Annotated in this window: 14 protein-coding genes; 7 read left to right on the top strand and 7 right to left on the bottom strand. The window is 54.7% G+C overall.

From position 1 onward, the window contains the following. Positions 1–224: 224 nt before the first annotated feature. Complete coding sequence (locus tag FR728_RS19105; RefSeq protein ID WP_149894339.1) at positions 225–1,013, top strand: GNAT family N-acetyltransferase; 789 nt, start codon at positions 225–227, stop codon at positions 1,011–1,013. 112 nt (positions 1,014–1,125) lie between these two features. Here the strand turns inward: FR728_RS19105 and FR728_RS19100 are convergent, their stop codons facing one another. Both FR728_RS19100 and mobQ read right to left on the bottom strand, forming a co-directional pair. After that, the gene (locus tag FR728_RS19100) at positions 1,126–1,509 is read right to left on the bottom strand and encodes a hypothetical protein (protein ID WP_149894338.1); all 384 of its coding nucleotides are present in this window, start codon (positions 1,507–1,509) and stop codon (positions 1,126–1,128) included. Positions 1,510–1,527: 18 nt separating this feature from the next. Beyond that, positions 1,528–2,754 carry a MobQ family relaxase gene (gene mobQ, locus FR728_RS19095; RefSeq protein WP_149894337.1) on the bottom strand — a complete coding sequence of 409 codons (1,227 nt, stop codon included), beginning with the start codon at positions 2,752–2,754 and terminating at the stop codon, positions 1,528–1,530. Positions 2,755–2,963: 209 nt separating this feature from the next. Between mobQ and FR728_RS19090 the strand changes: the two genes are divergently transcribed. Next, positions 2,964–3,290: a hypothetical protein gene (locus tag FR728_RS19090; protein ID WP_149894336.1), complete on the top strand. Its 327-nt coding sequence runs from the start codon at positions 2,964–2,966 to the stop codon at positions 3,288–3,290. Between the two features lie 712 nt (positions 3,291–4,002). Here FR728_RS19090 and FR728_RS19085 read toward each other — a convergent pair. The 4 genes from FR728_RS19085 to FR728_RS19070 all read right to left on the bottom strand — a co-directional run bounded on the left by FR728_RS19085 (position 4,003) and on the right by FR728_RS19070 (position 8,198). Next, on the bottom strand, positions 4,003–5,097 hold the full coding sequence (locus FR728_RS19085) for a replication protein RepA (protein WP_149894335.1): 1,095 nt from the start codon (positions 5,095–5,097) through the stop codon (positions 4,003–4,005). A gap of 306 nt (positions 5,098–5,403) precedes the next feature. After that, complete coding sequence (locus FR728_RS19080; protein ID WP_149894334.1) at positions 5,404–6,075, bottom strand: AAA family ATPase; 672 nt, start codon at positions 6,073–6,075, stop codon at positions 5,404–5,406. 789 nt (positions 6,076–6,864) lie between these two features. Next, positions 6,865–7,818, bottom strand: a complete 954-nt coding sequence (locus tag FR728_RS19075) for a tyrosine-type recombinase/integrase (RefSeq protein ID WP_149894333.1) — start codon at positions 7,816–7,818, stop codon at positions 6,865–6,867. Beyond that, positions 7,815–8,198: a DUF2513 domain-containing protein gene (locus tag FR728_RS19070; RefSeq protein WP_188318970.1), complete on the bottom strand. Its 384-nt coding sequence runs from the start codon at positions 8,196–8,198 to the stop codon at positions 7,815–7,817. The genes FR728_RS19075 and FR728_RS19070 overlap by 4 nt, the downstream gene beginning before the upstream one ends. Positions 8,199–9,175: 977 nt before the next feature. Here FR728_RS19070 and FR728_RS19065 point away from each other — a divergent pair. Together FR728_RS19065 and FR728_RS19060 are read left to right on the top strand one after the other, a co-directional pair. Then, the gene (locus FR728_RS19065) at positions 9,176–9,820 is read left to right on the top strand and encodes an Abi family protein (RefSeq protein WP_149894331.1); all 645 of its coding nucleotides are present in this window, start codon (positions 9,176–9,178) and stop codon (positions 9,818–9,820) included. A 693-nt stretch (positions 9,821–10,513) separates the two neighbouring features. Beyond that, positions 10,514–10,966 carry a hypothetical protein gene (locus FR728_RS19060; RefSeq protein WP_149894330.1) on the top strand — a complete coding sequence of 151 codons (453 nt, stop codon included), beginning with the start codon at positions 10,514–10,516 and terminating at the stop codon, positions 10,964–10,966. Between the two features lie 15 nt (positions 10,967–10,981). Here the strand turns inward: FR728_RS19060 and FR728_RS19055 are convergent, their stop codons facing one another. Beyond that, entirely contained in the window at positions 10,982–11,521 is a 540-nt protein-coding gene (locus FR728_RS19055; RefSeq protein ID WP_149894329.1) for a hypothetical protein, read from the bottom strand. 304 nt (positions 11,522–11,825) lie between these two features. Here FR728_RS19055 and FR728_RS19050 point away from each other — a divergent pair, with 304 nt between their 5' ends. From FR728_RS19050 to FR728_RS19040, 3 genes are all read left to right on the top strand, one after another. Beyond that, complete coding sequence (locus FR728_RS19050) at positions 11,826–12,104, top strand: hypothetical protein (protein WP_149894328.1); 279 nt, start codon at positions 11,826–11,828, stop codon at positions 12,102–12,104. Positions 12,105–12,310: 206 nt separating this feature from the next. Beyond that, the gene (locus FR728_RS19045) at positions 12,311–12,652 is read left to right on the top strand and encodes a hypothetical protein (RefSeq protein ID WP_149894327.1); all 342 of its coding nucleotides are present in this window, start codon (positions 12,311–12,313) and stop codon (positions 12,650–12,652) included. A gap of 65 nt (positions 12,653–12,717) precedes the next feature. Next, a partial coding sequence (locus tag FR728_RS19040; protein WP_149894326.1) for a type IV secretory system conjugative DNA transfer family protein occupies positions 12,718–14,139 on the top strand: 1,422 nt, incomplete at its 3' end.

Here is a 14,139-nt window from a genome sequence, read left to right as displayed (position 1 = left end):
GCCGCTGACACGGGTTGTCCTCAAATTGCGGAACTGCCCTTACCCGATCTTTGGGAGGCGTCTGGATTACCGCAAAGCCTGGCGCTGGCGCGGCCTGTGGGATGCATGGCAAGCCACGTCTCTGGGGTTTGACAACGAGCCCCAGAGACCCGATCAGCTTGACCTTCAACCCTCTATAACTCCACCGAAACCACCCGTTCCGTCCCCTGACGAAGGAGTACCCAATGGAGCATGAAATCGTCCCCGCCACCCATAAAACGTTGGCAGAGATCGAAAAATGGCTTGATGAGGAGGAAGCAACCTACCTAGCTGAAAGGAAGGCTTGGAAAGCTGGAGGTTGCCAGGGCAACCAGCCTGCCAAGGGGTTTCGTTGTAACTGGGACTCGGCCAAACGGTGGCTGTCTGAAGGACACACCCAAATTTGGGTCTTGTTAGTTGACGCGTCAGCGGTGGGATTTCTGGTCGGAAAGGACATCCTCGAAATCCATCCGAGCCTTAGGGGTAAAGGTTACGGTCGCCTTCTTGCAGAGTTTATGGTGCAAAAAGCTTTCGACGACGGATTTTCAGTCTTGGAAATCGGGGTTGCGCTATCAACTGCGGAGCCCTTCTGGGAGCGCATGGGCTTTACGATAAAGCCAGATCGGAGAGGCCCGGGAGGGGGTATTTTTGCGTTCCGCATTTTGCCCCGGACATTCCCACTCGGCGACGGTGAACGAGTGCCATATGCCGTCGAATTTTTCACGGAAAACTCGCGGTACAGTAACCCTCCTACGCCCTTTGCCGTGTTTTCAGGGACAGGCGAAAGGCTTTCGGATGGCTCGATACAGCTACCGGAACGGGCCTATTGCTTCTGGCCGGACGAGGCCGGGCATATAGATTATTTCGTGCGCTTGAGCCTCGACGGAAAGACCCTGCTCTTTGATAAGGTCAAATATAGCCAAAGCCAAAAGTGCGGCGTCGAGAAAGACAAAGGGTACACATTCATCGTTGATCGCATCACACCGCCTAAATAAGATAATTATATTAATTCAGAACCCTAATAAAAAACAGCATACAATACCATCAACGTTATCGTTACAATAAGAAGCCTAAGAGGCATCAGATCATCATCCAGCATAAGAATTACTACCCAATCATATTGTTAAGAATATCAGAAGGGAAATTCATATTTCTAAGATATATTACGATCTGATTCAGAAGATCTTCACGTCCTGAGGCGCTCCAAATTTTTATAATTCCTGCTTCTGCTATCAAAAACCATAAAATGAAGAAGAATACAGGCCCGCCAACGACGAATGCCCAGGCGTCTGCTACTGGCGTTCGGGGCTCAAAGGGATTGCGATATCGTTCCCCAACCTCTCCCATATATTTCCATGTGAGGAGCCACGAGACATATATCCCAGTCGCAAAGGGACTAATTGCAATCCAAAGAACAACCAACAAAACCACATTCAGGATAAACTCAATAATCGACGCTATAAAAATGCATAACCTGTCTGTGGTGGCCATTTTTCGGTCTCCTTTACGTCAATACCTTCTTCTGCCCGATGACCGCCCTCGCTTACGTGGCTCGACCCGCCGCACCCACCCTTCCAGCTCGCGGATACGCACCAGCCCACGCTCGCGCTGAAGCCCGCCAAGACGCATCATATCTTCAAGGGTCTTCATCATCCTGACAAGCTGTTGGAAGCGCCGTTTCGCGTGTTCCGCCTTCTTGCGCCTCTCGGCCTCCTGCCACCGGTCATAGCGGAAGTGCTTGCCGCGTATCTGACCCTCGGTCCAATACGCGATCCGCCGCTCCCAATAGTCAATCTTCCGCTCATAACGGTCAAAGCGACGATGGATGGCCTCTAGGTCACGCCGCAACTTGTCATTGTTGGCGCTGACGATGCGCTCCAGCCAGTTCAACCGTGACCCGTAGTCCCTGGCCGGATAGTCCCGGCGGCGACGCGCGGGCGCTTTGCCTTGCGAACGAACGCGCACCGCCCCCACCTCGCGGGCTTTGCTCACCGGCGAGCGCTGATGGCGTACGGCCTGCCGTGCACGCGGTCCGACATGGATTTCCGGGATGCGGTTCAATTCAGCGGCCCGCACATGGTCTTTCTGGCGCACAGCCTCGTCCCGTTGGGCCTCAAGGGTGCGATGATCCACCCTCCCCCTCTTCCCGGCCCGCTCAAGTGCCGTGTTGCAGGCCAGCGCCCATTCAGCCCGCCAGACGTTCAGCAGCTCCTTGCTGTTCCATTCCCGGGTCTTAACGGGATGCAACCCGTCCGGCGTTGCCTTGCGCAAGCTGAGCATCACATGGGCATGAAAATTACGGGCGTTCTGTCCGTCTTCCGGCACCGGATCATGCAAGGCAAGGTCTGCCACCATGCCCCGGTTGACGAACTGCCGCTGCACAAAGCTGCGCACCAGGTCTAGCCGCTGATTGGGATCAAGCTCATACGGCAGTGCCATATTGAATTCGCGGGCAAGCTGGGCGTCCTTGCGGGTTTCCATACGCTCGACCGTTCCCCAAAGCAGTTCCCTATCTTCCAGCCATGAGGCCGCGCCGGTCGGGATCATGATTTCGGAATGGGCCACGCCCTTGCGACGGCTGTAGTCGTGGATTTCACCGGTACGGTAATCCCGCACCTGGGAGCCACTGCGATAGGCAGCAGCCGCAGCGGCTTTCGATCCCGGGCGCACGCTGCCATCAGGATTGGTACGAGAGCGACGGCTGAGGATCTGCGCTGAGAAGTGATAAATCGCCACGCCGTCCTCCCCTTGTGGCTATGCCAGCACACTCCGAAAATCAGGCCCCAAAGGCCTTCCTTCCCGGCGGATTGCCACGTCCCTGTGGCTGCCGGAACACCTATGTTGCGAAGCAATGTATAAGTGCGCTATTAACCAGTCAATTCAAACTCTTTTCTTCCTTCTGTGTCTTGCTATCCTCTCCCGCGATTGCCTCTTTGTGAATTTCTATGAAGCTGCCTCCCTACCAACCAACTCGCCTCATCGGTAATCTTGCCGCACTGGTTCTCATCGTGCTCGGTGGCGCCTACCTGTTTGACCTCACCTTTCGCTGGTTTGGTTGGGAGAGCGATGCATTCTGCTCAGCGGTGGCGTTCTTCACGCCTCCATCGTTTGCCATTGGCGTTGTCCTTGCGACACTCGGCGCGCTCATATGGGCCATTTCCCAGTTTCGGGGACAGACGGGCATCGGTTTGATGATTGGTGGTTTCATATTGGCCGTGCTGCCCGGCATCATGCCGCGCTATTTTGGTTGGGACTGTCTACTCACCCCCTGAAATTTTGGCGCGGGCGCTTCGCGCCGGTCGCGGGGGCAAGCCCCCTGCACCCCCTCCGAGCTGGATCGCTGGTCGAACGATCAATTTTCGAATGTGCCGTACCTACCCCTGGGGGCTGTCTGCCCCCAGACCCCCGAGGATATTTCTAAAAGGGTTAGGACGCGTTTGGGGGCGGTTTGGATAAAACCCCCCGCTCTCCCAGCTAAAAACGTCTCCACGGGCTTCCTATGGCCTTCTGACAGGCTTTGAAGGAAGAGTCCTTGGCAGACCGGCGGATGTGTGATTCAATTTCTTCACGGTACAGGCTGGGAAGCCGATGACCGTAAAGGGTTAGGACGCCACTTGGGTAACCGAGTGGCGTTCGCCGTTTGAAACCCCCTTCAAAACCATTTCAAAATTTTGAAAATCTCTTTTTCTGAAATTTTTGAAGAATGTTTTGAAAAGAGTGTTCTGACAAATGTTCTGTATGTTCTGAATCCTTATATATAGGAAGCGCGACCAACTCAGCGGAGATCCGCGACCAACTCAGCGGATGGGCGCGACCAACTCAGCGGAGCTGAAGCGTCTAGTGCGACCAACTCAGCGGAGGTCCGCGACCAACTCAGCGGAGGACGTATCGTAACCCGTTGAATCCATGGAGTCTTGGAATTGCCAAAGCGCGACCAACTCAGCGGAGCTAAAGCCCTATAAAATCGGCCGAAACCCAATCGATCTATTTTTGGGATGGGGTCTTTTTTTTGGAGACCTTCTGGGCAGGTAAGGCCAGTACATTCGGATCTGCGGGGCGCAAGTTCAAGCCGTCTTCTGTGAGCTTGATGGGGAGCTTCGGAAACACCTCCTCGATGTGTCCCAGCTCCTCGGCCAGTTTGCGCTGAAAGTCCCGCTGCCGGGAAAAGCCGGTGCCGAACTGTTCGGCCAGTGCCTTCCAACTGATGTGCAGCGGTTTGTCGATAAGGTGGAGTCGGTAGCCAAGCCAGAAATACAGGTCGAGCTTGCGGGCGCTACCCGCAAACGCTTTCACGGCTCGCACGTTTACCGGCATGGCATGGTGTTTGAGGCTTTCGTACATGTCTTGGCTAAACGTCAGGGTGCTGGGCCACAAAGACCGTTGGCCGGGGTTGTTGGACAGCCACACCTCGAATTCATCAATTGGCTTAAAGGATTTGGTTTTGGCGGTGGTGCCGTTCCAGGTGCCGATCTTCAATTCGCAGGCTGCAAGCGCGTTAAGCTGTTGCTTAAATGCGGTCAAAGCCCCGCGCGAGCCGCCACTGTCGTTGAAACCCATTTCGCGCACGAATGCAGTGAAGGTTTCAGCAATTTCGATAGTGGGACTGTTCTGTAAAACGGCCTGGCTGCACAGGTGCATGAGGATAAGTCGAGCCTTAGGGCCGAACGGTAATTCCTGTGGTGCCCATTTGCCGGACGGGGTCATGATTTCTCCCGCATTGACTAGCAGGCTCATACTCCCCTGGCGCCGCTCGTAGCGGCGCACGTCCAGTGGCTGGCGTTCATAAGGTAGGCCGCAGACAGCCAGGACACTGTGGATGTGCCGTAGATCACCAACGGTCGGAGGCTCGTCCTCGAACTGTTGACGGACGATGGCCCGTCGGCGCTGCTCGCGGGGCATTGCATCCAGTTCACGGGCTTTAGCCTCAGCAACGGCGCGTTCCTGATCGCGGCGCTCTTGGCGCGAAATCAAGGTTTGCGCCAATGTCGTAAACATTGGCCCGCCCCTCAGGCGTTCCAGTTCCTCCCGCAGATCCGCATCGCGAATTTTGCTGTCATCAAAGGGTTTGGGAGAGTTCATGCAGGGCTGGCTTTCTATTTATTGCCATTATAACGCTATACCCTTGTAGTGGTATAGCGTTACTTCTGTTTTAATTCGTCCACGGTCGGATATCCGTGTTCAACCAAGATCCGGCTCACGCCATCCATGAGGAGGTCGTGGATTTTGCAGTCTTTCGTGAATGCTATCTCCTTGAGCTTTCGATGCACTAGGGGATGCAGGTAGACTGTTGATTTGACGACATCGGATTTGACGGGTGCTGGCTTGGGTTGGGCAATCGGTACCACGGCGGCAGGCGCAGGGGTCTCGGGCATGTCGCTTTGGATGCTACCCAACAAGCTTGGTCTTGATGGCTTCGCCATGGTTCTTTCCTTTCATTGTTTTTTGGAGCCAGGTCCACAGGTTGCGCATTTCCTCGGAGGCCTTCCCATCTGAGGCGTATTCAGTAACACCAAGGCCAGAAGCGAAGGCATCCTGATGATCAGCGCGCTGCATAATCAGCGGTTCGGCGATCATGCCCAACATGGACAATGCCTGGGCGGCCTCAGAGGCGCGCGGGTTGTTGGGTTGCGGTGGGCACTGATTGAGCGTGAATAGGAACGGCCTGTCCATGCGGATGGCTGCTTCATAAGTTGCTCGGGTAGCGCGTAGATCCATCCGGGTCGGGCGACTCGGTATCAGGCACATGTCAGCAGCCTGCATGGCTATGTGTGTGCCGGTGCTATCAATCCCGGCGGTGTCGAGGATGACGAGGGTGTATCCCCTCCCCTTCAACGCTGTAAGGATGGACGGGAGCTGGGAGATGGATCCCGGTTCAAGGTAGTCGATGGCCGGTGCGTCGGACTCGCGGTCGTTGCCCCAGTTGGTGAGGGACTGCTGCGGGTCCAGGTCGAGAACGGCAACGGTTTCCCCGGCCTCCTGGGCAGCCACGGCCAGAGACGCTGCAAGAGTGGTTTTTCCAGCTCCGCCTTTCTGGGTCACAAAGGCTATGGTTTTCATGAGATTCGCTCCTGTTATGCCGCTACAGTGGCACAACTTCACACCACTATGCCAGTACACCATTAAGCCTTTGTGAAAGCATAGTGGCAAAACTGCAAGCCACTATACAGCTATAGTGGTGTAGTGCGTGCTTCTCTCAATAAGGTGTTAAGCGACGAACCCAAAATCAGAGTTATTCTGTCGCCGTGTTAAGGTCGAATAGCTCGGGTTGTTAAGAAACCGAAGTGAATAGGTTCGAGCTGGCGTTAGACCGCCAGCTCGAAAATGCGGAGGCTCACTCTGAAACCAAGTGACTAAGCTGAAAAATCAATGGACTTTCTTTGGGTACCACTTTCCATTGATTAACTTACTGACCTGTCCTTGATTGACACTGAATAACGAACCAATGTCATGTTGCGTTAAATCTGTCGTATGGTGCAGTTGAAGAATCTTATCAGCAATTACAGGTGTGACTTTGCGGCTGCCTTTCCTACGAGGAAGCCTGTTTGAGAAATTATTTGAAATGTTCAAGTTGAGTTTTTTCTTTCTAAAAATGCGCAAAAACCCATAGAGCCTAAGGGCTCTGGGCAATGGCGCTTCGAGTTTGAGGGAGTGTAGACAGAAAAACAGCCTACACTCTCATTATGACAGATTTAATGCGTATTGTCAAGTTTTTATTTTCGGACTTTAGAGAAATTCAAATTTCTCAGAGGTTATTTCTGAATAATAAAGGCTATTAGCTGCCAAATGATCAGTAAATACCTCACAGGTATTTGCCTCCGCATCCTACGTAGCTACTTTTCGATTTGATCAAATCAAAATTCGCTCAATCTCATCCAGGCTGATCTCATCGGAACGGCGGTCATAAAGTTGGGTCGTTCGTGTCGAGCTATGGTTCGCCATGTGCGCGGCTTTTTCCAGCGTTCCGCCATTCTTCAAATAGGCCGTGATGCCGGTTGCCCGGAACGTGTGGCAACATACATCGGTCGCGATGCCAGCGGCTTTTGCGCGGCGCTGGATCATGGCGTAGGCATTCGGCTGGGGGAGGGGGGTTTCTGACAGTACGCCCGTGCCTCTCGCTATGGTCTGAAACAGAGGACTGCGCGGGTGATCCCGCAAGCCTGTCGCGTCCATGTAGTCGTCTAGGAAGGCTTCCAGGGAGTGGTGGCAGGGCATTTCATGGTTCTTTCCACCCTTCTCCCGCAAGCGCACCCACAGGCGACGGTTCTGCACGAACACGTCGCGGACTTCCATCGAGAGGGCAGCTCCAATCCGCGCGAAGGAATAGGTCATCAGCCCAATCAATGCGCGATCACGCTTTCCCGAAATCGTGTCCGCTGGAATGCTCGCCAAGAGGTGCCGCGCTTCTTCCGGAGATAGCACCGGTGTCTTACCCTTCTTCGTTGAATAGGACGGCCCACGCACCGCATGTGCGGGATTGCTGGGCATGACCTGGCCGGTCACCATCCAATCAAACAAATGACGAAGAGCGGCAAGGCGGAGTTTCACGGTGGGGACAGAGTGGCTTTGGCCAAGGCCTTCCACCCAAGCGGCCACATGCACGGGCTGAACGGCGGGGAGGGATGTGATGCCCCGTTCCGCACACCATTCCATAAAATCCACCGCTGCCCGCATGTAGGCCTTACGGGTGTTGGCGTTACGGATGTTGGCCGTGAAGAACTCTAGGAAACGACGCTCCGCGTTTAAATTTCCAACCAGAAGAGGTGCGGATAAAGGCTGGGTACGACCAACGATCTGGCTCATATCTCAATTCCCAGCTTTTCTTTAACAAGCTGCCTTCCGTAACCTCTGGCTATTTCCCAGATGAGGCTGACGCTGGCATTTCCAACGGATTTTGCGCCTGCCTTCGTTCTCTCCCAGACAGTGGCGTCTTTAATACTCTCCAGAAAGTCGTAGCCGTCCATGGTGAGGCGCATGCCCATATCGATCCGAGTCATAAACACGGTTCCGTCCCTGGTCTTTGGCTGCACGATGTGATGGTCGATAAATCCCGCTTCCTTGAGAAGCTCGATATGAAACCGGATTGTGTCTGCATCAGTGTCCCCGACAAGGATCGTCTTTGGGCTAATTCTCACTTCTTCAGACGCTTCGAACGCCAGAAGGATGTTGCGGATGAGATCCATGTCTCGTTTCATATCGGGAACCTTTTATATTAGATAAAGGACATTATCATATATAAATGAGGTGAGCAGCTTTAATCGTCTTCCATGTGCTTTTAAGCTTCAGGGGGCGCGATTAGCGTGAACGGTCGTAGCGCTCGGTCCGAACTGTCTTCCGCTTGTAAAAATGGAGGTTCCATTCACTCTCGCAACGGAATGTACCGCTGCAATTATGTGAAGTGAGCCGCCAGGGCGGAAGCACAGACCAGACCTGAAGCGCAAACGACAGCCACATAATTGCTTCTGCCATCAGTTCTCGTTGCTTCGGGCACGAAAAAACCCGCCATGAAATGGCGGGTGTGACATGGGCGGATCGCCCTATCGCTTCACCAGGAAGCGATTATGTGCGGCTGAGAACTCAGCCGAATTTCAAATTAGATATCCGTGTGTAGTTTAGACAATAAAACCCAATCGCGCCAACTCCGCAGCTCCTGCGTCTTGTGTTGGCTGGGTTTGTGCGCCGCTCGCCTTCAACTGCTTCAACCTTACGGGAAACATCAGGTGCGGACGGATCCAGCAAATCATCCTGACCTTAATTTGCCATGCCCAACCCGCTCAGTCCACACAGCGGGCGAGCTAACCACAGGTTTCGATAACGGGAAAATCAAAAGGAGGGCATGACGCGCGCAGCATCTATTTCTGACCTATAGCAGATTCGAGACCACTTGGAATTTACTTTTTATAGTGGGCTAAACTGGATACTCCCGAAGGCTTGAAGAAAGCCTTGAACAGTCCACTCGTTGCACGGTTTAATTCGCGGCTCGAATGAAACAGTTGCTCATGGCGCGGCTCATGACGAACGCGCCCTGCAAATTATTTTGACAAGATTGGGAATATAGAAAAAACTTACCCCCGACGTTTGCAAAGCAGGGACGAACGGGGGCTTACAATTATTTATATGGCATAATCCGATAGAAAATTCAATCAAAAACTGACTTTACATGACATTAGAAGCCGCTCTTTCCACTGAACGCCTTACAAAATACCGCCACTGGGCTTTACAGAATAACGATGATGCCCTTGCCCTCTATGCGCTGAATGTCGCGCTCTCAGAGGCGTTTTATACATCATTACATATCTTAGAGATCACCTTACGCAATGCCATCCATGATGGATTAAGGGCGCGTCACGGGGCCGGATGGTTTCGAAATCCTGCGGTGATCACGGATCGCTACCAACAGCAAAAAGTCCAAGAGGCCTTTGCCAAGTTCCAGGGACAACAGCCGACGGACGGCCAGATTGTAGCAGAACTCACATTTGGTTTCTGGACGGCTTTGTTTGGGCGACGGAACAATCACCTGTGGGGTCAAGATCTGCGCGGTCTTTTCAATGCAGGTAAGCCGCTGAAAAGAAAACAGATTGCCAGCCGACTGGATGATATTCGCGGAATACGTAATCGTATTGCCCACCATGAACCAATTATTCAATTGGATCTTGAGCAGACCTATCTAGAGACCTGCGAGATAACCGGCTGGCTGTCGCCTGCCGCATTGGCGTGGTGCCATACACACTGTCGTTTTCGGAGTGTGCACCCGGGCCAGCCAATTATTATTGGCAACCTGAAAAACCCAGTCTTACCCCTCTAAAGGCGGGAACAGCCGCACTTAATGAGCGCGAACCACCCACGCAGCTACGCGGATAGAAAGTCTTATCCGATGTCCTCTATTCAGAGTGACAGCGCACAAAGCGTTGCACATATGGAGCATTTCCCTTTGGGATGAGGCAGGTCTGAGTTACGGGCCATGAAAAAGTAGGCTGTTTCGCACTTAACATCGTCTGCCATGCTCGAAAATCGAGGGCTTCAGCCAAGTCGCTGCTCTATCGGAGTTTCGGGATGCCACAATCTAAAGATCGCTTAGCCATCCGTGTGGGACGCTATCTGGAAGGATCAGCAGAGGGCCGATTTGCTATCGTTTGCCTGTTTCTCCTAACCCTCGGCGTGATTTTTCTTCTGAAGTGATTTTACTATTACTATCCCTGCTCACTGGTGAGATCCTGAGCAAAGGACATAGGACGACCAGCCCCCGGTGTGAAACGACCCGGGCTGGTCCCATGCCCTTAGCGTAGCAACCTGCTCACCGGAGCCGATCCCTCGCTTTCGGACCCTCAACAACCTCTTCATCCGGCGTTGAGATTGGCAGCTACTTCACAGCAGCGGATGTACTGCTGGCGGCCACGCTTCTGCCTTTCGGACTGCGCTTGGGCTTAGGCCGCGCCCACTGGTAACCCATCGATGCTCCCGCCAACGTCTTTCAACCACCCAGGAGCCTGTTCTACATATGTTCCAGCGCGATTTTACGCAAGGGAACACGTTCGCAATCCCCGGATTTCGAGCGAAAGCAGCGGGGAAAATTTGGGTAGTTTCAGAAAGGCCTCACGATCAGAGAAGGCCGGTGGTCTTCTCCGGCGTTCATCGGTTTCTTAAACTGTCGTTGTATCTGTCACGCGCCTCCCGGCGCTGGCGCTCCTCGGCATCGATGGCAGCTCTGGCATCTGAAGCGATTTCACTCGGTGACTTCATCAACGAACGAGCAAGTGCGGCTGCCTCTGCGGATTCTTTTCTCCATCGTTCCGCAGCCCGGGCTGCGGCTTCCATTTCCCGCTCTGTTTGGGCCTTTTTCCTGCTTCCCAAGACAAACCACAGAACACCCGATACCAAGCCGACAAATATCAAGATTTCAAAGACTGATATTCCCATCACCAACATCCTTTTCTGCAAACTAATTATCTAATGCTAAGGCCTGATTTTACCCGCTCCATACAAAAGATATGTCGCGAACCAGAAATACCCGTATGTCCGCGACGTAGTAATCCACGGACTCGAACGGATCCGTTTTGATCGGAATAGGCGTGTTGCGGAACACGGCAGAGGGCTCCAGACCATCCCGAGACAAGTAGACCGAGAGTGTGCGCCAATCGCGCCAACCTTCGAGGCGCTCCAGATGCTGGCGCTTCATGAGAATGGGCTTGGTGAACTCCCATAACTCGCGCGCGGGCTGGTTCAGGATGTCAAAGAAATTGGCCTGCATATGCTCTTTCAGGCTCACCGTGTCGCCAAGCCTGGGCAGCCGGTCATGCTCGACGCCATCCAGCGCGGCATGGGCCTCCGCAAGAGGTAACGTCATGACAATACGGTTCAACTGGATAATATCGTAGGTGTTAGGTGGTAGCTCTGCACAACGGCAAATTTTGGCGGCATAGGTCTCAAAAATGGACGTCATACTTTTCTTGCTCAAAATGATTTCAAAGTTGGCCCTCGCATTCACTGGGGCAACCGTTGCATTCATCACCTGGACACTTGGGAAAATTACCCATCAGGTTGTCACAAGACCACAACCACAACCCGAACAGCAAGAGCGTTCAGCACTCGCCCGCACAAATCCTGAGCCTGTATCAATCCCAGCTACACAACAGCAACCGTCCGGGGCTTCTGAGATCCATGTACACGTTCATCTCAGCCAGCCTCCACAGGACATTCCCGCTCATCCCGCGACTCCTACGGAACAATCCTCTTCCACAGACAGCCTCTCACCCCTTCGGGTTCTCAGCCGACCCGACCACCGGATCTACGCGACCTCTGGCAGCCACTTCATGAGGGAGCATCCGGACGGTAAGGATCTTCTTGAGCAGCTCGACCACGTGCTTTACGTCGCGGGCCACCGCAACGGAGATCCCTACACATTTGGCCCGCTGCTCGATGAGAGTTCCAACCAGTTACCGGTAACTCTGACACTCCCAACAGAGTTGCCTCCCGAAGTCGGTGAGTTCCTCAGCGAGGAAGGCAGACCCCTTCCGCCTCCGGACGGTGCCCTGTGGCTGCGACGGGAAGGTCGCATTCCTGAGCGCCTGCCGCTCGGCAACCTGTCGTAAGAGGGCAGCAAGGCCACTCTGGGGCCTTGCTGTTCCCAAGCCAACGCTGTGCCTGAGCGTACGGGTCAAGGCCAAAGAGCGCAGCGTGCCTTGAGGCGTGCGGGCAGGTACGGCCACGCGAAAATACTAAAAAGCCGTTAAATTCTATTTGCGAGCAATGGAAGAAAAGGCAATTCTAAGCTGTTTTCAGCCTTAGGGGGCATACCATGGCAATCGATCGACGCGCACAAGCATACGCCGAACAATTTCATGCCGTTTTTTTGAGCCGATACATCGGCGCCGCAAAAGCAGGACGTTTCGATATCATTCCGGAATCCATCCGAGAACCCATCAAGGCCTACGTTGAGGGCCGTCAGTCCTCCAGCAATGTGGACGCCACCAAGTGGGTAAAGTCGGCTCTTTATGAGTACCGCGTCAAAAACGGACGCGACTGCCCGCTTCCGCCGGAATTTCAAACAACGGGACAAGCCGTCCGACAACAAGCCGCGAATGCAACCGTCAAAGGCATCGGCGCAATCCTTCGGGAGGCGTTGAAGCTCGCACGCTGAGATTTAATGCTGGCGAAGCGAGCAGACCGTTTGCCTTCGTTCTGCCTGTCAGCAACACTTCACAGATGGATGTACTCGCAGGACTTCTTTGGCTCATTGGTACCACGCTGCACAGCATTTGGTGGCTGATTATCTTTATCCTGCGGGCTCCTCTCAGGCTATATCGCAAGACCACCCACCGCAACCGCAAGGCGCAAGGCTCCGCCCGATGGGCACACCGCTGGGAGCAATGGTGGCACCGTGCCATCCGCGGCGAAGGGGTCATCCTCGGCCGCGGCGCGTTCGGGCGTCTGCTCCGGTTCTCTTCGGACGGTATGGTCATGGTGTTCGCCGCGATGGGGGCCGGTAAGGGCCTTGGCGTGGTCATCCCGACCTTGCTGACCTATCGCGGCTCCATGGTGGTCACAGACCCCAAGGGAGAAAATTACGCCATCACCCGCCGCCGCCGTGCCGCCTTCGGCAAGGTCTGGATGCTGAACCCCACCGACCTCATCCATTCCGAGCGTCTCAATCCGCTGGACATGATCCGGATTGGTTCACCGCAGGAAGCGGACGACGCAGAAGCTATTGCCCGCCTGATGGTGGTTCCCGACGCCCGGGAGTCTCATTGGGACGACAAGGCCGTGTCTCTCATCAAGGGCCTCATCCTGCATGTGATGAACGCGGAACCACCGGCAAGCCGCACGCTTGCGACGGTGCGCCGGCTGAGTTCCGGCCAGCGGGAAACCTTCCTCGCCAACCTGACCGAGATGGCCGGCCATTCTCCGTCGCGTGCGGCTCAGGAGATTATCGGCGCCGTGCTCACCAGCGCTGTGGACGCCGGAGGAGACTTTTCCGAAGAGTTTCAATCAATCCTCTCGAACGTGCAGAAGGCCACCGAGCCCTGGTCGGCCACCAGCCCTGCTGGACGCCTTTCCGCAAGCTCCACCTTCCGGCTCACCGATCTGGTTGAAGGTACCGGCACCCTGTACCTCTGCGTGGATGAAGACCTGCTCAAGGTCTATTCCCGCTGGCTGCGGGTGATGGTGGGCTGCACCCTCAAAACCCTGACCCGTGCCAAGGCGAACAAGCCAAAGCGCAAGGTCGTCCTCCTGCTTGATGAAGTTGCCGTGCTTGGGCGTCTCGATGTCCTGGAAGAACAATCCGGCCTGCTGCGGGCCTACTGCACGCCGGTCCTGATCTGGCAGAACCTGCCGCAGGTCGCCAAGATCTACGGCAGCAACGCGAAAGCCTTTCTGGCAAACGCATCCGCCCGCCTGTTCTTTGGGGTCGAGGACAACGACACGGCGGAGTACGTTGCAACCATGCTCGGCAACACCCCGGCAGAGTCCAGATCATCGAGCACCAGCCTCAACGGGATGGGCGGCAGCCATTCTCAAAGCCGTTCGGACGGCACCTACTGGCTGCTCGATGCGGCGGAAGTCCAGCGGCTGCCGCTGACACGGGTTGTCCTCAAATTGCGGAACTGCCCTTACCCGATCTTTGGG

It is taken from the genome of Roseibium aestuarii (genome assembly GCF_008477545.1).
GTDB lineage: Bacteria > Pseudomonadota > Alphaproteobacteria > Rhizobiales > Stappiaceae > Roseibium > Roseibium aestuarii.
This window is presented reverse-complemented; position numbering and strand designations above follow the sequence as displayed.

Coding starts and splice junctions, on each gene's coding strand:
- FR728_RS19100 (WP_149894338.1), bottom strand. CDS start 1,509: ATGGCCACCACAGACAGGTTATGCATTTTTATAGCGTCGATTATTGAG.
- FR728_RS19105 (WP_149894339.1), top strand. CDS start 225: ATGGAGCATGAAATCGTCCCCGCCACCCATAAAACGTTGGCAGAGATC.
- FR728_RS19080 (WP_149894334.1), bottom strand. CDS start 6,075: ATGAAAACCATAGCCTTTGTGACCCAGAAAGGCGGAGCTGGAAAAACC.
- FR728_RS19055 (WP_149894329.1), bottom strand. CDS start 11,521: ATGAATGCAACGGTTGCCCCAGTGAATGCGAGGGCCAACTTTGAAATC.
- FR728_RS19065 (WP_149894331.1), top strand. CDS start 9,176: ATGACATTAGAAGCCGCTCTTTCCACTGAACGCCTTACAAAATACCGC.
- FR728_RS19075 (WP_149894333.1), bottom strand. CDS start 7,818: ATGAGCCAGATCGTTGGTCGTACCCAGCCTTTATCCGCACCTCTTCTG.
- FR728_RS19070 (WP_188318970.1), bottom strand. CDS start 8,198: ATGGATCTCATCCGCAACATCCTTCTGGCGTTCGAAGCGTCTGAAGAA.
- FR728_RS19060 (WP_149894330.1), top strand. CDS start 10,514: ATGTTCCAGCGCGATTTTACGCAAGGGAACACGTTCGCAATCCCCGGA.
- FR728_RS19090 (WP_149894336.1), top strand. CDS start 2,964: ATGAAGCTGCCTCCCTACCAACCAACTCGCCTCATCGGTAATCTTGCC.
- FR728_RS19085 (WP_149894335.1), bottom strand. CDS start 5,097: ATGAACTCTCCCAAACCCTTTGATGACAGCAAAATTCGCGATGCGGAT.
- FR728_RS19045 (WP_149894327.1), top strand. CDS start 12,311: ATGGCAATCGATCGACGCGCACAAGCATACGCCGAACAATTTCATGCC.
- FR728_RS19050 (WP_149894328.1), top strand. CDS start 11,826: ATGAGGGAGCATCCGGACGGTAAGGATCTTCTTGAGCAGCTCGACCAC.